Annotated in this window: 15 protein-coding genes; 8 read left to right on the top strand and 7 right to left on the bottom strand. The window is 69.2% G+C overall.

All coding sequences use genetic code 11. The features are described 5' to 3' along the window. Positions 1-57: 57 nt before the first annotated feature. Positions 58-2199 carry a 4Fe-4S binding protein gene (locus ACXMDY_RS02025; protein ID WP_259701441.1) on the bottom strand — a complete coding sequence of 714 codons (2142 nt, stop codon included), beginning with the start codon at positions 2197-2199 and terminating at the stop codon, positions 58-60. Positions 2200-2297: 98 nt separating this feature from the next. Between ACXMDY_RS02025 and ACXMDY_RS02020 the strand changes: the two genes are divergently transcribed. Both ACXMDY_RS02020 and pdeM read left to right on the top strand, forming a co-directional pair. Further along, on the top strand, positions 2298-2882 hold the full coding sequence (locus tag ACXMDY_RS02020; RefSeq protein ID WP_259701440.1) for a glutathione S-transferase family protein: 585 nt from the start codon (positions 2298-2300) through the stop codon (positions 2880-2882). 8 nt (positions 2883-2890) lie between these two features. Continuing rightward, positions 2891-3589, top strand: coding sequence for a ligase-associated DNA damage response endonuclease PdeM (gene pdeM, locus ACXMDY_RS02015; RefSeq protein ID WP_259701439.1), 699 nt, complete (start codon positions 2891-2893; stop codon positions 3587-3589). On the opposite strand, the gene ACXMDY_RS02010 is transcribed toward pdeM, so the two are convergent. Continuing rightward, positions 3546-3980, bottom strand: coding sequence for a CBS domain-containing protein (locus ACXMDY_RS02010; RefSeq protein WP_259701456.1), 435 nt, complete (start codon positions 3978-3980; stop codon positions 3546-3548). The two genes, pdeM and ACXMDY_RS02010, sit on opposite strands and share 44 nt — an antisense overlap. Before the next feature lie 179 nt (positions 3981-4159). Here ACXMDY_RS02010 and ACXMDY_RS02005 point away from each other — a divergent pair, with 179 nt between their 5' ends. From ACXMDY_RS02005 to ACXMDY_RS01995, 3 genes are read left to right on the top strand one after another with little or no spacing between them, the layout of a single operon-like run. Further along, positions 4160-4729 carry a CDP-alcohol phosphatidyltransferase family protein gene (locus ACXMDY_RS02005; protein WP_259701438.1) on the top strand — a complete coding sequence of 190 codons (570 nt, stop codon included), beginning with the start codon at positions 4160-4162 and terminating at the stop codon, positions 4727-4729. A gap of 23 nt (positions 4730-4752) precedes the next feature. Further along, positions 4753-5904, top strand: coding sequence for an iron-containing alcohol dehydrogenase (locus ACXMDY_RS02000; RefSeq protein ID WP_259701437.1), 1152 nt, complete (start codon positions 4753-4755; stop codon positions 5902-5904). Between the two features lie 38 nt (positions 5905-5942). Continuing rightward, on the top strand, positions 5943-6779 hold the full coding sequence (locus ACXMDY_RS01995; protein ID WP_259701455.1) for an alpha/beta fold hydrolase: 837 nt from the start codon (positions 5943-5945) through the stop codon (positions 6777-6779). Between the two features lie 19 nt (positions 6780-6798). Here the strand turns inward: ACXMDY_RS01995 and ACXMDY_RS01990 are convergent, their stop codons facing one another. Next, positions 6799-7761 carry an outer membrane beta-barrel protein gene (locus ACXMDY_RS01990; protein ID WP_259701436.1) on the bottom strand — a complete coding sequence of 321 codons (963 nt, stop codon included), beginning with the start codon at positions 7759-7761 and terminating at the stop codon, positions 6799-6801. A gap of 136 nt (positions 7762-7897) precedes the next feature. Between ACXMDY_RS01990 and ACXMDY_RS01985 the strand changes: the two genes are divergently transcribed. Continuing rightward, complete coding sequence (locus tag ACXMDY_RS01985; RefSeq protein WP_259701435.1) at positions 7898-8554, top strand: LmeA family phospholipid-binding protein; 657 nt, start codon at positions 7898-7900, stop codon at positions 8552-8554. Between the two features lie 14 nt (positions 8555-8568). On the opposite strand, the gene ACXMDY_RS01980 is transcribed toward ACXMDY_RS01985, so the two are convergent. Genes ACXMDY_RS01980 through ACXMDY_RS01970 form a run of 3 tightly spaced genes read right to left on the bottom strand, consistent with a single transcriptional unit; the run spans position 8569 to position 11510 of the window. Then, positions 8569-9453 carry a phosphatidate cytidylyltransferase gene (locus ACXMDY_RS01980; protein ID WP_259701434.1) on the bottom strand — a complete coding sequence of 295 codons (885 nt, stop codon included), beginning with the start codon at positions 9451-9453 and terminating at the stop codon, positions 8569-8571. Continuing rightward, entirely contained in the window at positions 9450-10106 is a 657-nt protein-coding gene (gene cbiT, locus ACXMDY_RS01975) for a precorrin-6Y C5,15-methyltransferase subunit CbiT (RefSeq protein WP_259701433.1), read from the bottom strand. Before cbiT ends, ACXMDY_RS01980 begins: the two co-directional genes overlap by 4 nt. A gap of 12 nt (positions 10107-10118) precedes the next feature. After that, positions 10119-11510, bottom strand: a complete 1392-nt coding sequence (locus ACXMDY_RS01970; RefSeq protein ID WP_259701432.1) for an aminotransferase class I/II-fold pyridoxal phosphate-dependent enzyme — start codon at positions 11508-11510, stop codon at positions 10119-10121. Between the two features lie 105 nt (positions 11511-11615). Here ACXMDY_RS01970 and ACXMDY_RS01965 point away from each other — a divergent pair, with 105 nt between their 5' ends. Next, positions 11616-13280, top strand: a complete 1665-nt coding sequence (locus ACXMDY_RS01965) for an ABC1 kinase family protein (protein ID WP_259726980.1) — start codon at positions 11616-11618, stop codon at positions 13278-13280. 50 nt (positions 13281-13330) lie between these two features. Next, on the top strand, positions 13331-13813 hold the full coding sequence (locus ACXMDY_RS01960; protein ID WP_399243761.1) for a hypothetical protein: 483 nt from the start codon (positions 13331-13333) through the stop codon (positions 13811-13813). Here the strand turns inward: ACXMDY_RS01960 and ACXMDY_RS01955 are convergent. After that, complete coding sequence (locus ACXMDY_RS01955) at positions 13810-14802, bottom strand: RpoD/SigA family RNA polymerase sigma factor (RefSeq protein WP_311133929.1); 993 nt, start codon at positions 14800-14802, stop codon at positions 13810-13812. The genes ACXMDY_RS01960 and ACXMDY_RS01955 overlap by 4 nt on opposite strands. Positions 14803-14852: the final 50 nt, after the last annotated feature.

The following is a 14852-nucleotide window of genomic DNA, read 5'->3' as shown; positions in this document are numbered from 1 at the left end:
TTGTCGGTAGCCAACCGAACACATTTCCAGCTGCGCTGCCGCCCGGATCCCAGTCGCTCAGAGCGTCACACCCACCAACCAGCGTCCCCCGACCCCGATCGCCAAGGCTCCCAGGCAGGCCAGCCAGACCAGCCGGCGGCTTGGCAGGAGCAAGCGGCGCAGCACCAGCCAGGAACCCGCTCCACCGACCAGCAGCACAAGGCTCTGGCAGAAGGCGATCACGTGGGGATCAGCGCTCCAGCTGGGCAGCGGCAGCTGGAAGCTGACCGGCAGCAACCGGCCCGCTTCCGCCATCCCCACCGGCAGGTGCCGCGCCAGCAACAGCCCCCAGAGCAGGGGCAGCACGCCATAGAGCCCGAGGCGCAGACGCCGGGCAGCCCGCTCCGGCGGTGCCAACCAGCTCCCGATCCGAAGCGCAAGCAGGGCCAGGGCCGAAGGCAGCGCCAGGGCCAGGGCGGCGAAGGCCAGGCGCGGCAGCAAGGGGCCCGCCTGCAGGCTGTCGGGGGCCAGGGGCAGACCCCCCAGCAGCCGATCCCAGAACTTCAGGCAGACGCCGCCGGCGAGCACCAGGATCAGACCAGCCTCCCCATCGGGTGGCGCCATCTCCCGCTGCAGATCGGCGGCGGGTGGGCGCAGGCTCAGCTGCACGGAGCGGTGCGGGCAGGCCTGGACGCAGGTGAGGCAGAGCACGCAATTGCGGTTGTCGGCCAGATGGGCGGGGTGGGTGCCGAGCGGGCAGCCGGCCGTGGCCAGGCCCTCCCCCTCGGCAGGGCCGCCCTTGAAGCAGGCATAGGTGCTGCAGCTACCGCTGCAGGTGCCCTGCTGGGCGCGCAACTCCAGAATCGAAAGCTTGGCGAACAGGCCATTCATTCCCCCCACCGGGCAGAGATAGCGGCACCAGAAGCGCTTCTCGAAGCGCAGCGAGCCGATCACCGCGCCCGCCGTGATCAGCAGCAGCAGGGCGCTGCTCAGCCGGGCGCTGTTCTCCAGATCGGCCAGCTCCTCCCAGAGCAGAATCGCGGCAAAACCAGCTGCCAGGGCCGGCGCCGCCCAGGCGTCGGTGTTGCCCCGGGGCCAGCTGGCCGGTTGCCAGCCGAGCGCCCGTGCCAGCCGCTGGACGATCTCACCCCAGACCATGAACGGGCAGAACGAGCACCAGAGCCGCCCCACCAGGGGATAACTGAGCAGGATCAGCGGCCACCACCAGGCCCAGAACATGTTGAGCCCGCCGTTGTGGCCCCGGTCCTGGGGCCCCAGCCAAAGCCAGAGGTTGACCAGCACGAACACCCAGCTGACCAGACCGAACAGCAGGCTGTTCCAGAGCCGCGGCGAACGCATCCACTGACGCAGCGGCGGCTTCCAGCGCCAGAGGTCGAAGCGCAGCCGCTGGGGCCGTGGCGTCAGCCAGAACACCTCCTCGGGAAGCTGCAGCGGAGGGTTCCGCTCGGCTTCAGGCAGGCTGGGGACCGGCACCTGCCGCAGCGCCCGCTCCACCAGGCCTTCGAGTTCCCGCACATTGCCGGGGAAATCGTGGATCTGCAGCCGGCGGATCACTTCCTCACCCACGACCGGCGACACCGACCAGCCCAGCGCCCGGCTGCGCAGCCGCAGCAGGTAGCGCAGCCACTCGCCCAGGTCCTGGCGCCGCACCCGCAGCGGTGGCACCCGGATCACCGAGCAGCAGCGATCAAAGTCGGGCAGGGTCGTTTCGGTGGTGAAGAACAACCGGCCGGCGAAGCGGCGGGACGTGGAGCCGGCTCCGGGGGGCCTCCAGTCGCCACTGCGGGCCAGGCTGAGCAGGGCCGGCAGCAGGGCCGCATCGACGCGGTCGAGCTTGTTGATCAGCAGGCTGCCGGCGCCGATGTCATCGAGCAGCGAGCCGGCGCCATCACTGCCGGCACTGCCGAACAGCTCCGCCCCATCGCCCCGCAGCAGGGCCCCATCCAGCTGCACCATCAGGTGGCGGCGGGTGGTGGAGCCGAAGTGGATCAGGGCGGCCACATCATCTTTCTCCAGCCCGGGCTCACCGGCGATCAGCACCGGCCGGCGCTCCGGGTCGGCGGCGGCCTGCCGCACCCGCTCCCTCAGCCCTGCGGCATAGCGGCTGCTGCCGACGATGCCCCGCCGGGCCCGGCCGACCAGGTGGGGGGCCAGGCGCTGGAAGCGCTCGGGGACGTGGAGCGGCTCGGAATCTGTCACCGTCTCTCCTGTTCGATGGCCGTCACAGTGACCTGGGAGCGATCCGGTGAGCAGGTGGGCTCTGCCAGTCTGAAGCCGGTCTGCAGGATGATCGACAGATGACCCTGACTCTTTACGGTGGCGCCCGCAGCCGGGCCTCGATGCCCCGCTGGTACCTGGCCGAAAAGGGAATCCCGTTCCAGTGGACGCTGCTGGACATGGCCGCCGGCGAGCACCGTCAGGAGCCGTTCCTGGCGCTCAACCCGTTCGGCAAGGTGCCTCTCCTGATCGACGACGAGGCGGTGGCGGCCGATGGCGGCAGCCTCAGCCTGTTCGAGAGCGGTGCCATCCTCCTTTACCTCGCCGATCGCTTCGGTCACGAGTTCAGCAGCCCGGCCCAGCGGGCCGAGGCGGAGCAGTGGGTGCTGTTCGCCAACGCCACGCTGGCCACGGCCCTGTTCGTCGAATCGGCGCGCCAGAAGGAGTTTCCCCGCTTGATGGCGGCCCTGAACAACCGGCTGGCAGGCGGCGCCCCCCTGCTGGGCACGGCCTGGGGGGTGGCGGATTGCGCCGTCCAGGCCCATCTCGCCTACCTGCCGGTCTTCTTCCCCCAGCTCGACCTCAGCCCCTACCCGAACGTGCAGAGCTGCATCGCCGCCACCCAGGCTCGCCCCGCCTACCAGGCGGCGATGGCCACGGGCTGAGCGATCGGATGCCCAGCCACCATCCCTTCGTCTGGCGCGGTCATCGCCTTGAGCTGCTGGCAGCCAAGGCGATCTGGGATCCGGCCCAGGGCCTGCTGCTGCTGGCCGATCTGCATCTGGGCAAGGCGGAGACCTTCCAGATCCACGGCATTCCCCTGCCCAGCGACGGCGATCTGGCCACCCTCAATGCGCTGCTGGCGCTCGCCCATCACTGGCGTCCCCGCGAGGTGGTGCTGCTCGGCGACCTGATCCACAGCCGACTGGGGCTCACCGCTGAGCTGCGCCAGAAACTGGCGGCCCTGCCGGAGCTGCTCGGCTGCCGGCTCAGCCTGATCGGTGGCAACCACGAACGGGGCAGCTGGCTGGAAGGATTGGCTGCCGGGCCCAGCGGCGCCAGGGGGCCGCTCTGGCTCAGCCATGCTCCGGAGCGGGCGCCGGCCGGCGGGGTGGAGCGGCTCAATCTCTGTGGCCATCTCCACCCGGTGGCGGTGGTGGGCTCCGGCGCTGACCGGCTCCGGCTTCCCTGCTTCAGCCTGGACCCAGCCGTCCCACGGCTGGTGCTGCCGGCCTTCGGTCAGCTGACCGGCGGCCACCCCTGCGATCCGCACCAGCCCTGCTGGCTGGTGGCCGATGGTTCGATCGTGGCCTGGCCAGGGGCGGGAACTAGAGGCTGCCGGCCAGGGAACGCACCACATCGCCCCGGGTGAGCACCCCGACGAGCTTGCCGCCATCAAGCACGAACAGGCGCTGGGTGCTGCGGTCGTGCAGCAGCCGGGCCGCCTCAGGCAGCGATAGATCCGCCTCGCAGCTGTGGGGATGCTCCTGCATCAGCTCCCCCACCGTGCTGCCGAGCACCTGGTGCACCTGCCTGTCCCAGTCGAGCGGGTTGCGCAGATAGATCACCGCATCGAGCAACATCACATAGGGGCCGGCATCGAAGCCGCTTTCCTTCACCATCAGGTTCTGTTCGGTGAGTTCCCCGACCAGGGCGCCGCTGCCATCCACCACCGGCAGGCCACTGATGTGGTGGTCGGTCATGAGCTGCACCGCCTCCTGGAGCGGGGTCGCCGGGGTGACACTGAACACGGGGGTCGTCATCGCATCCGTCACACGAACGGCGGACGGGGAGTCGGTTGTCATCGGCGCGGCGCGGCTGCAAGGGTTCTAGGCCAGCGGGGCGCGGTTCGAGAAGCTCCGCCGCCGATCCAGGGGGAACGGCGCCGCTGCCCGATCAGACTGGCGGTCTCAGCCGGTGATCGACCGTGTCGCTCCGATCGATGCAGCAGGCAGGGCCACCCGTCGCTTCCAGCCGGTCGAGGGCCCTCGCCGATGGGCTCACCGTGGCGCGCGCTCTGATCGGCCTGCCCCTGCTGCTGGCCCTGCTGGCCGGACAGGGCGGGCTGGCCTGGGGCCTGCTGCTGAGCGGCGGCCTCAGCGACTGGGCCGATGGCGTCCTGGCCCGTCGGGCCGGCGGTGGCTCCGCCTGGGGGGCCCGCCTCGATCCCCTCACCGACAAGATCCTGATCAGCGCCCCGCTGCTCTGGCTCGGCTCCAGCGGCAGCCTGCCGTTGTGGGCGGTGTGGCTGCTGCTGGCCAGGGAGCTGCTGATCTCAGGCTGGCGGTCCGGCCAGGGGGACGGCGGCCCCGCCTCCCGCGCCGGGAAAGCCAAGACCATCCTCCAGTTCAGCTCCCTGCTGCTGCTGCTCTGGCCCGCCGAGTGGAACCCGGCGGGCCTTGAGGTGGCCAAGGCCCTGCACAGCCTGGGATGGTGGCTGTTCTGGCCCTCCCTGCTGCTGGCGCTCAGCTCGGCGCTGGGGTATCTGCGCGCCGACCGTCGCAACTTTTAAGATTCAGACACTCACCTCAAGCCATGAGCAGCTCGGTCAGCCAGCACGCCATCGCCCCCGCCCAGGTGCGGCGCGGCACCGGGGCCTGGCCCGAATCCCTGCCCAGGATCGCCGCCCTCTGCGCCCGCCCGCTGCTGCTGGGCCGCTCCGCAGCCACCGCCGCCCTGCGGGCCAGGCTGCTGGCCGACCTGCGCGGCGCCGGACTAGATCCGCTCCAGGCGGAACTGCAACACGACTGTTGTGAGGAGGATCTGGCCCGCCTGGCAGCGGTGGTCCTGGCGGCCGCCGAGCGGGGCGCCGCCGTCGATGCCGTGATCGCCGTCGGTGGCGGCAAGGTGATGGACGCCGGCAAACTGCTCGCCCACCGCCTCGGCCTGGCCTGCATCACCGTGCCCAGCAGCGCCGCAACCTGTGCCGGCTGGACGGCTCTGGCCAACCTCTACACACCAAACGGTGCCTTTCAGGGGGATGTGGCCCTGGAGCGCTGCCCAGATCTGCTGATCTTCGACCACGAACTGGTGCGCCAGGCTCCGGCCCGCACCCTCGCCAGCGGCATCGCCGATGCGATGGCCAAGTGGTACGAGGCCTCGGTGAGCAGTGGCGGCAGCAGCGATGGGCTGATCCAGCAGGCGGTCCAGCAGGCCAGGGTGCTGCGCGACCAGCTGCTGCTCGATGGGCTGGAAGCGATCGCCTCCCCCGGCAGTGAGGCCTGGGTCAGGGTGGCCGAAGCGGCCGCGCTCACCGCCGGCCTGATCGGCGGGGTCGGTGGTGCCGGCTGCCGCACCGTCGCCGCCCATGCCGTCCATAACGGCCTCACCCAGCTGGTGGCCAGCCATGGCGCCCTGCATGGCGAGAAGGTGGGCTTCGGCGTGCTGGTGCAGCTGCGGCTGGAGGAACTGCTCTGCTCCAGCCAGCTCGCCGCCCAGGCGCGGCGTCAGCTGATCGGCCTGTTCCGCTCCCTTGCCTTGCCGGTCCGTCTCGACGAGCTGGGCCTGGCCGGCGCCACGCTCGGCGAACTGCAGGCGGTCTGCGCCTTTGCCTGCCGGCCCGGCTCCGACCTGCACCGTCTGCCCTTCCCGGTGACGGAAGCCGATCTGCTGGCCGCCCTGGTGAGCACCACCGCCGGAGCGCTTCTCCCGGAGGAACGCTCCGCCAGCCGTGAGCCGGTTTCTTGAGCCCCGAGCCAGCAGCGGCAGGCGCCTCCGGCCGGGAGCTGCTCGCCTGGGCCGCCCACTCCCTGGCTGACCCCCAGGGGCGGTCGCTGGCCGCAGCCGTGCAGTGGTGGGAGCTGCCGGGATGGCCGGATCGCTGGCCGGTGGCCGTGCTGGGCAAGGGGGAACCGATCCTGCTGCTGCACGGCTTCGACAGCTCCCTGCTTGAGTTCCGGCGGCTGGCGCCCCTGCTGGCCGAACGGGCGCAGCTGTTCATCCCCGACCTGTTCGGATTCGGATTCAGCCCCCGCCAACCCGATGGCGCCGATGGCCCGGCCGGGGTGCTGGGGCATCTCGATGCCGTGCTGACGGCCATCGCCAGCCTGGATGCAAGGCCCGTGGGTCTGATCGGTGCCTCGATGGGTGGTGCCGTGGCACTGGAACTGGCCCGCCGCAGTCCGGAGCGGATCGGCCGTCTGCTGCTGCTCGCCCCAGCGGGGCTGACCGGCCGTCCGCAGCCGATCCCACCCCTGCTCGATGCCCTGGGTGTGTGGTTTCTGAGCCGGCCTGCGGTGCGGCGGGGCCTCTGCCGCCAGGCTTTTGCGAACCCGTCAGCCAGCGTGGGACCGGCCGAAGAAGAGATCGCCTCTCTGCATCTGCGCACGCCGGGCTGGGGCAAAGCGCTGGGGCGCTTTGCCCGCAGCGGGGGCTTCGCTGGCTGCGGTGATCCCTTGCCGCCGCAACCGCTGCAGGTGCTCTGGGGCGCCGACGACAGGATCCTGCGGCCACCGCTGAAGCGAGCGGCCCTGGCCCTGCTCGGCGATCGGGTGCAGGAGCTCAGGGATTGCGGACATCTTCCCCATCTGGATCAGCCCAGCAAAGTGGCCGCCTCCTGGTGAACCGAAGGCGGCCCTGGGTTCACCAGAGACCGCGGATGGGCTCAGGTGCAGGAGCCGGCTGGAAGATGGGTTCGGGGGCGGGAGCAGGCTGCATGATCGGCTCCGGAGCGGGGGCTGGCTCCACAACAACCACAGCGGCGGGCTGCCCGAAGCGGTAGCGGAATCCGAGCTTGGCGCCGAAATCGTTGTAGGAGTCGTAGCGGAGGTTGTCGCCATCGAAGCCGGAGGCACCGGAATAGGTGCCTTCCACATACACGTCAGCGTTGTTGCTGACCCCATAGCTCACGCCCAACTTGGCCTGCCAGCCGAACAGGCCCTGGTTGTCGCTGCCGGTGGAGACGCTGTTGCCGTTGCCCGAAAGCCTGATCCTCGGGGTGCTCAGGTTGGTATAGCCGATGCCTCCACCGAGGTAGGGAGTCCAGCGGCTGCCGGTGTTGATGTCCCAGTAGGCGCTGGCGAAGATGTCGTTCTTGTTGATGATGCCTGAGGAGCCGATGTTGAAGTCGTTGCCGTTGTCCGAGACGCTCACATCGTTGACGCTGCCGCGGGTGTAGCCGTAGCTGAGCTCCGTCCGGATGGCACCGAAGTCGTAGCCGACGGCCAGATCACCGGAGAAGCCGCCGCCAAAGCTCACATCCCCGTTGACGTTGTCGAAACCCTGATTGTCCAGATTTCTGGTGCGGACGCCCAGCTCGCTGGGCCAGGCGGCGCCGAGACCGATCCCGACATACCAGCCGGTGGATTGTTCGTAGACCACCGACTCAGGCGTTCCGAAGGCCTGGGCAACCGTGCCATTCCGATTCATGCCCGGTTCGGTGGCGGGCAGTGCCGCGATCGGTGCGCCATCCGGGCTCAACAGGGCGGCACGGCCGGGAGCGGCCTCAGCGGCCGGCTCGATGGCACGGGCCGGGACGGCGAAACAGGTGCTGGCTGCCGTGAGCAGAACGCCCCATAGCAGGGCCGCGCGGCTGGAGTTGTTCATTGAAAACGTTTTCCTGGATAATTCTTTCTAAGCACGCCCTTTCTTGCACTGCCAGCAAAAGGCCACTCAGCAAGCTGTCTGTCCGTGGGGGGCTGGGCGGGCTCTGTTAGGAGAACGGCAAGCATCTGCTGTTGGCATGGCCGGCTCCGAACCTGCGGACACATCCATCCACCAGGGAAGCGGCCCGCTGCTGCAACTGATCGCAGCGGGGCTGCAGGTCTGGATCCGCAGCCAGTGCGAGGCGGTGGAGAGCCTTGAGCTGCAGTTGCACGGCACGGCCATCCAGCTGCTGCGCGGCCGGCTGGAGGGGATCACCCTGATGGCCAGGCGCGTGGTCTACCAGGAACTCCAGATCGAGCTGGTCCAGCTGCGCAGCGATCCGCTGCAGCTGCGGCTTGGTCAGGTTCTCAAGGGCGAGCCGATCCGACTGGATCACCCGTTTCTGGTGCGGGGCCAGGTGGCCTTCACCGCCGCCGGCCTCAGCGGCTCCCTGGTCCGGCCGCGCTGGCAGGCCCTGGCCGATTTCCTCGGCGAGCAACTGCTCGGTCTGAGCCCTTTGAAGGGCCTGCGGATCGTGCGAGACACCCTGGTCTTCACAGCCCAGGCGGCAGGGGAAAGCCGTCTGATGGAACTGGAAACCAGGCCGGAGGCCATCGCCGGCAGCCTCGGCATCCTCTCCCTCGACGGCGACCTGAGGCTGCGCCTGCCGATGGATCCGAACATCCGGCTCGAAACCGCCAATCTCGAAGGGGGCATGCTCCAGCTGCACGGCGAAGCACAGGTGACCCCCTGACTGCCGCCGGCCGCTCAGCCGAGCAAGGGCAACACCAGGGTCACGTAATAGAACACCACCGCCGGGGTGAACAGATAGCTGTCGATCCGGTCGAGGATGCCGCCATGGCCGGGGATGGCATCACCGGAGTCCTTCACCCCCGCATCCCGTTTCATCATCGATTCGGTGAGATCACCCACCAGGGCGAACACCGACACCAGCCCACCGAGCAGCCCGCCCACCGCCCAGCCCCAGGGCCAGCCCAGCACAACCCCACCGAGCCCACCGACCAGCAGGGAGCAGGCCAGCCCCCCCAGGGCCCCTTCCACGGTCTTGCCAGGTGAAATCGGCGAGAGCGGATGCCGACCCAGCCGGCGGCCGATCACATAGGAGCCGATGTCGGTGGCGACCACCAGCAGGCAGGCCAGCAGGGTGAGCAGCATCCCTGGGCTGACGGCCCAGCCGGCCGTCTCCAGGTGGGGGGCCAGGGAGCCGGCGCTCAGATCGCGCAAGCGCAGCCAGTGGCTGGGCAGAAAACCGAGATAGAACAGCCCGAAGATCGAGGCGGCGATGTCGGCGATCGTGCCGGTGACCGGCTGCAGAAGCAGCCAGGCGCAGATCGCCGCTCCTGACACCGGCAGCACCGCCGCTGCCAGATCCGCCGCCATGCCGCCGCCGCTGGCCCACTGGGTGGCGATCAACAGCAGCTGGCAGACCACCAGGGTGGTTTTGGTGGCAGGCCTGATGCCCTTGAACTGGGCCAGCCGAAAGAACTCCAGCAGGGCCAGGTGCACGATCACCCCGACCGCCAGGGTGAACCACCAACCCCCCAGACCAACCACCAGCAGACCGAACGCCCCTGCCGCCAGCCCACTGACCACCCGCGGTTGAGAGGTTGGCGCTCTGGTGGATTCGCTCACCCGTGCCGCTCTGCCGCGATCAGGAAGAGGGGTTCGGCCGCCGCCAGGCGGGCCTGGCTGCCACGCCGCTGCATGCGATGCACCGTCGCCTGCACAACCTGCACATCCAGGGCTTCCAGCTGGCCGAGGGTATCGGTGGCATCCACCAGCCCCTCCAGATTCGCCGTGCTGATCACAAGGCGGCCGCCGGGTTGAAGCGCACTCCAGACGGCGTTGAGCACGGAGGGCAGCGGGCGGCCCACCTCCAGCAGCACCCGATCGGGCCGGCCCGGCAGGATGTGAAGGTCGTCGGGAGCCTGCCCGGCGTGGATGTGCAGGTTGGCGATCCCGAAGCGGCGCCGGTTTTTCTCCAGCAGTTCAATCGCCTCTGGATCCCGCTCGAGGGTGTGCACCACGCCGGCGGGCATCAGCCGGGCAATCTCCAGGGCGAGGGCCCCGGTTCCGCCGCCCACATCCCAGACGAGCGAATCAGCCCGGGGCCGCAGGTGCGCCAGCAGCATCACCCGCAGCTCCATCGGCGTCGGGCTGAAGCCCGGCGCGTCCTCGAAGGCGCCATCCGGCAGGCCCGGGGTGACGAAGTCCCAGGCGAAATCTGAACCCGTTCCTTCACCGGCTGTTGCCCCGGAACTGCCGTCCTCGCCGGAAGCGCCCATTCGCAGCGCCATTCAGGCCACAACCTTCAAGCTATCAGCGATCTGGTCAGGCCAGAGACGCCGCTGCTCCAGGAGCCAGTCGGCCCGGGGCGGGTCGATCCGCTCTCCGGGGATCAGCAGCGGAATGCCAGGCGGGTAGGGGCAGACCGGCTCCGCCGCCACCCGGCCGGCTGCAGCGGCCAGGGGAACGACCTGGCAGGGTGCCCGCCAGGCCTGCCCGACCGGCAGCTCCGGTTCGCCGACCAGGGGCAGGGGAGGCGGCTGAAACGCCGGCAGGGGTTGGCCACCGAGGGCGGCGTTGAGCTGCTGCAGCCGACGACCCAGGCGCCAGCCCAGCCCGAGGGGTGGATGCAGCCCCAGGCAGAAGGTGAGGCAGCCGGGTTCCGGCAGCTCGGCGATCACGCCCCGCTCGAGCAGCCATTGATCGGCCTGCAGGCCACTGATGCCCAACGCCGCGGTGTGCAACACCAGCCGCAGCGGGTCCTGGTTGGCCACCAGCGGCAGCCCCGCCGCCGCCAGGCTGCGCCGCAGCTGGCTGCCGATCCGCAGGGCACGGGCCAGCTGCGCTCCACCCTCACGGCTGTGGAGCTGGGTGATGGCCGCTTCAGCGGAGGCCAGCAGCAGGGCGCTGGGGCTGGTGGTCTGCAGCCAGAGCAGCGCCCGCTCCACCTCCGCAACGGCGACCCGGCCACCCTGCAGCAGCAGCGCGGCGCTCTGGCCCAGCCCACCGGCCGCCTTGTGCAACGACTGGACCACCAGATCGGCGCCGGCGCCCAGCGCGGAAGTCGGCAGGAGATCGGGGGGCAGGGCGGCGGCACCGAAATGGGCGCCGTGGGCCTCATCGACCAGCACCGGCAGGCCGTGCTGGTGGGCCAGCTCGATCAGCCCCGCCAGTTCAGCGGCCAGGCCCTGGTAGGTGGGATGAACCAGCACCAGGGCAGCCACAGAACCGGCGGCGGCGAGGACCCGCTCCAGCCGGGCCGCTGTGGGCGGCAACCAGAGGCCGGTGGCGGCATCGAAGGGGAGATCGAACAGCACCGGCCGCAGCTGGGCCAGCACGCAACCGTGCAACAGGCTGCGGTGCAGATTGCGGGGCAGCAGCACCCTGGAGCCCGGCGGGGCCAGGGCCAGCAGGCCAGCCTGCAGCAGGCCGCTGGCACCATTCACGCCGAACCAGCAGCGATCACTGCCGCAGAGGGCCGCCGCAGCGCCCTGGGCCACAGCCACGGCGCCATCGGCTTCGAGGGGGCCGCCGATCCAGGGGAGCTCGGGCAGATCCCAGCGGCCCGGGGGGCCGGCCAGCAGCTGACGCAGTCCCGGCGCCAGACCCCGGCCCCGGCCATGGGCCGGCAGATGCAGGGCCAGGCCAGGCCCCGGGGCGCGCAGTGCGTGCAGCAGGCGCATGGCCAGGGCGGGAATGTTCCTAGAGTCTGGGGTCAGATCCGTGGCTGCCCGGGAGTTTCCACCATCACCACAAGCGTTTCGTCACCCCCGGCCCGCTTCGCCTCCCTGGCCCCGGAGCCGAGCCCCATCTACGACCCCCGGGCCGATCGCCGCTGGCTGCTGCTGCGGCCCTGGATCCTGATCGCCCGGTTGGTGGAGGTGCTGTGGCAACTGCTCGGCCTGGCGGTGCTCCTGGCCGTGCAGGGGGACAGCCGGGATCCGGCCGTGCAGCAACGGGTGGGGAAACGCATTCTCACCACCCTTTCGGGTCTGGGCCCCTGCTTCATCAAGGTGGGGCAGGCCCTCTCCACCCGTCCCGACCTGGTGCGTCGCGACTGGCTGGACCAGCTCAGCCAGCTGCAGGACAACCTGCCCCCCTTCCCTCACGCCGTTGCCCTGGCGGTGATCGAGGCCGAACTGGGCGCACCGGCCGAGCAACTCTTCGAGCACTTCCCCTCCTATCCGGTGGCAGCAGCCAGCCTCGGCCAGGTCTACAAGGCTGAGATCGCCGGCGGCCACTGGGTGGCCGTCAAGGTGCAGCGGCCCAACCTGGCCTTTCTGCTGCGACGGGATCTGGTGCTGATCCGCCTGATCGGCGTGCTCGGCGCCCCCTTCCTGCCGCTCAACCTCGGTTTTGGCCTCGGCGACATCATCGATGAATTCGGCCGCAGCCTGTTCGAGGAAATCGACTACTGCCGCGAAGCCGACAACGCCGATCGCTTCGCCGCCCTGTTCGCCACCAATCCGGCCGTCACGGTTCCGACGGTGGAGCGGCTCCTCTCCAGCCGCAGGGTGCTCACCACCAGCTGGATCAACGGCATCAAGCTGCAGGACCGGCAGGAGCTGGAGTCCCACCATCTCGACCCGGAAGCCCTGATCCGCACCGGCGTGATGGCGGGCCTGCAGCAACTGCTGGAGTTCGGCTACTTCCATGCCGATCCCCATCCCGGCAACCTCTTCGCCCTGCCCGGCAAAACCGGTCCGATGGGCCATGTCGCCTATGTCGACTTCGGCATGATGGATTCGATCAGCAACGCCGACCGTCTCACCCTGACAGCGGCGGTGGTGCATCTGATCAACCGTGATTTCGAAGCCCTGGCCAGGGATTTTCAGGTGCTGGGCTTTCTGAGCAGAACCGCCGACCTCACGCCGATCGTGCCGGCGCTGGAAACCGTGCTCGGTGGCCAGCTGGGTGAGAACGTGGGCTCCTTCAACTTCAAGGCGATCACCGACCGCTTCTCGGAGCTGATGTTCGACTACCCCTTCCGGGTGCCGGCCCGCTTCGCCCTGATCATCCGGGCGGTGGTGAGCCAGGAGGGCCTGGCGCTGCGGCTGGATCCGAGCTTCAGGATCATCCGGGTCGCCTACCCCTACGTGGCCAGGCGGCTGCTGGCTGGGGACACCGCCGAGCTGCGCGAGAAGCTGCTGGAGGTGCTGTTCGACAGCCAGGGCAGGCTCCAGCTGGAGCGGCTGGAAAATCTGCTCAGTGTGGTGGAGCAGGATGAAGCCAATGCCGATCTGCTTCCCGTGGCCAGTGCGGGGCTGCGGCTGCTGCTCGGGCGCCGCGGCGAGAGGCTGCGTCAACGCCTGCTGCTGATGCTGGTGCGTGACAACCATCTGCACACCGAGGATCTTCAGGCGCTGCTCGGGCTGCTGCGGCGCACCTTCTCGCCCCTCAAGCTGGCAGGCGGCATGCTGCAGCGCCTCAACCCCCTCGCGCCGGCCGCCTGAGCCGGGGCAGGGGTCCAGGCAGAGGATCGCTAGGGTCACTGCTTCAACCCTTGCCAGCCTTCGCCGTGATCTCCGAGCCGATCGATCTGAGCGAGGCCGCCAGCCTGCTGGCGGGCGGTGGCTTCGGCGATCTCGACGCCCAGGAGATCCTGCTGCAATACGTGCCGGTGGGCCAGCCGCCGTTCTTTCTGGCCGGCGTTGGACTGTTGATCAGCCTGCTCTGCGGCCTCACCTTCTCCAGATTGGTGCAGAACCGGCTGGATGGCTGGAAGCAGGATCGCCTGGCCTTGCTTCCCCTGGGAACGGCCGAAACGGTGGCCTCTTACACCGGCATCATCATGGGGGTCACCCTGTTCATCGGTGGCAGCCTGCAGGTGTTCGGCTTCGGGGGTGGCACCGCCCTTCTGGTGGCATTTCTACTGTCGTTGCTCACAGCCGGTGGCCTCTGGATCCAGCTGGAGCGGCTGATGGGCCAGGTGCAGGACGGCAGCTTCAGGGCCGTGGACTTCGATAACTTCGATCAGTTTTTCTAAGCGACCAGATAACCCTCCAGCCGGCGGGACTGGGAGCGGATGCCGTCCAGGGCGCGGCGCTCCAGGTTGCGGGTCTTGTCGCGGCTCATGCCCAGGGTTCTGGCAATCGACGTGAGGCTCATCGGCTCTTCCACGTCGATGCCGTAGCGCATCTTCAGCACATCACGCTGCAGCTCCGGCAGTTGCTCCAGCAGCGCCCGCATGTCACCCCGCAGGCACTCGCTGTCCACGTTCTCCTCCGGCAACGTGCCATCCCCCTGCAGCAGATCCAGCAGTTCGGTGTCTTCGCCGTCGCCCACCTTCGTTTCCAGGCTCACCGGTTGCCGCGCCCGACAAAGCAGATCCTTCACCTCCTCCTCCGGCAGCTCCACAGCCACAGCAAGCTCGCTCAGGGTGGGTGTGCGGCCCAGCTCCTGGCTCAGTTCCCGCTGGCCTTTCTTCAGCTTGTTCAGCGTTTCGGTGATGTGGATCGGCAGCCGGATCGTGCGGCTCTTCTCGGCGATCGCCCGGGTGATCCCCTGGCGGATCCACCAATACGCATAGGTGGAGAACTTGTAGCCGCGGGTGGGATCGAACTTCTCCACACCCCGCACCAGGCCGATCGTGCCCTCCTGGATCAGGTCCAGCAGTTCCATGTTCCGCTTGGTGTATTTCTTCGCCACGCTCACCACCAGCCGCAGGTTCGCCGCCACCATCCGCTCCTTGGCCCGGCGGCCGTTGATCAGCTTGCGCTTCAGCACCGGCACCGGCAGCTCCAGCGCCGCCGCCAGCACCTCCAGGGTGGGCTTCACCCCACCGGAGCGCATCTCAAGTTCCAGCTCCGTTTCCTCCAGACGCATCAGCTCCTGCACCTGGCGGCCCAGGGTGATCTCCTGCTCATGGCTCAGCAGGGGCACACGGCCGATGTCCCGCAGGTAGGAACGCACCAGGTCGCCGCTGGGAAGGATTCCATGGGAGGAATCGGAAGCGGCCATCGGGAGAGAAGGCATGGGGCCGGTACGCAAGTTAGGAAACTTTTGTGTTTCGTAAATTACCATCC

It is taken from the genome of Cyanobium sp. ULC082, assembly GCF_977927535.1.
Note: the sequence above shows the minus strand (reverse complement) of the source record. Positions and strands in the feature narration are given on the sequence as shown.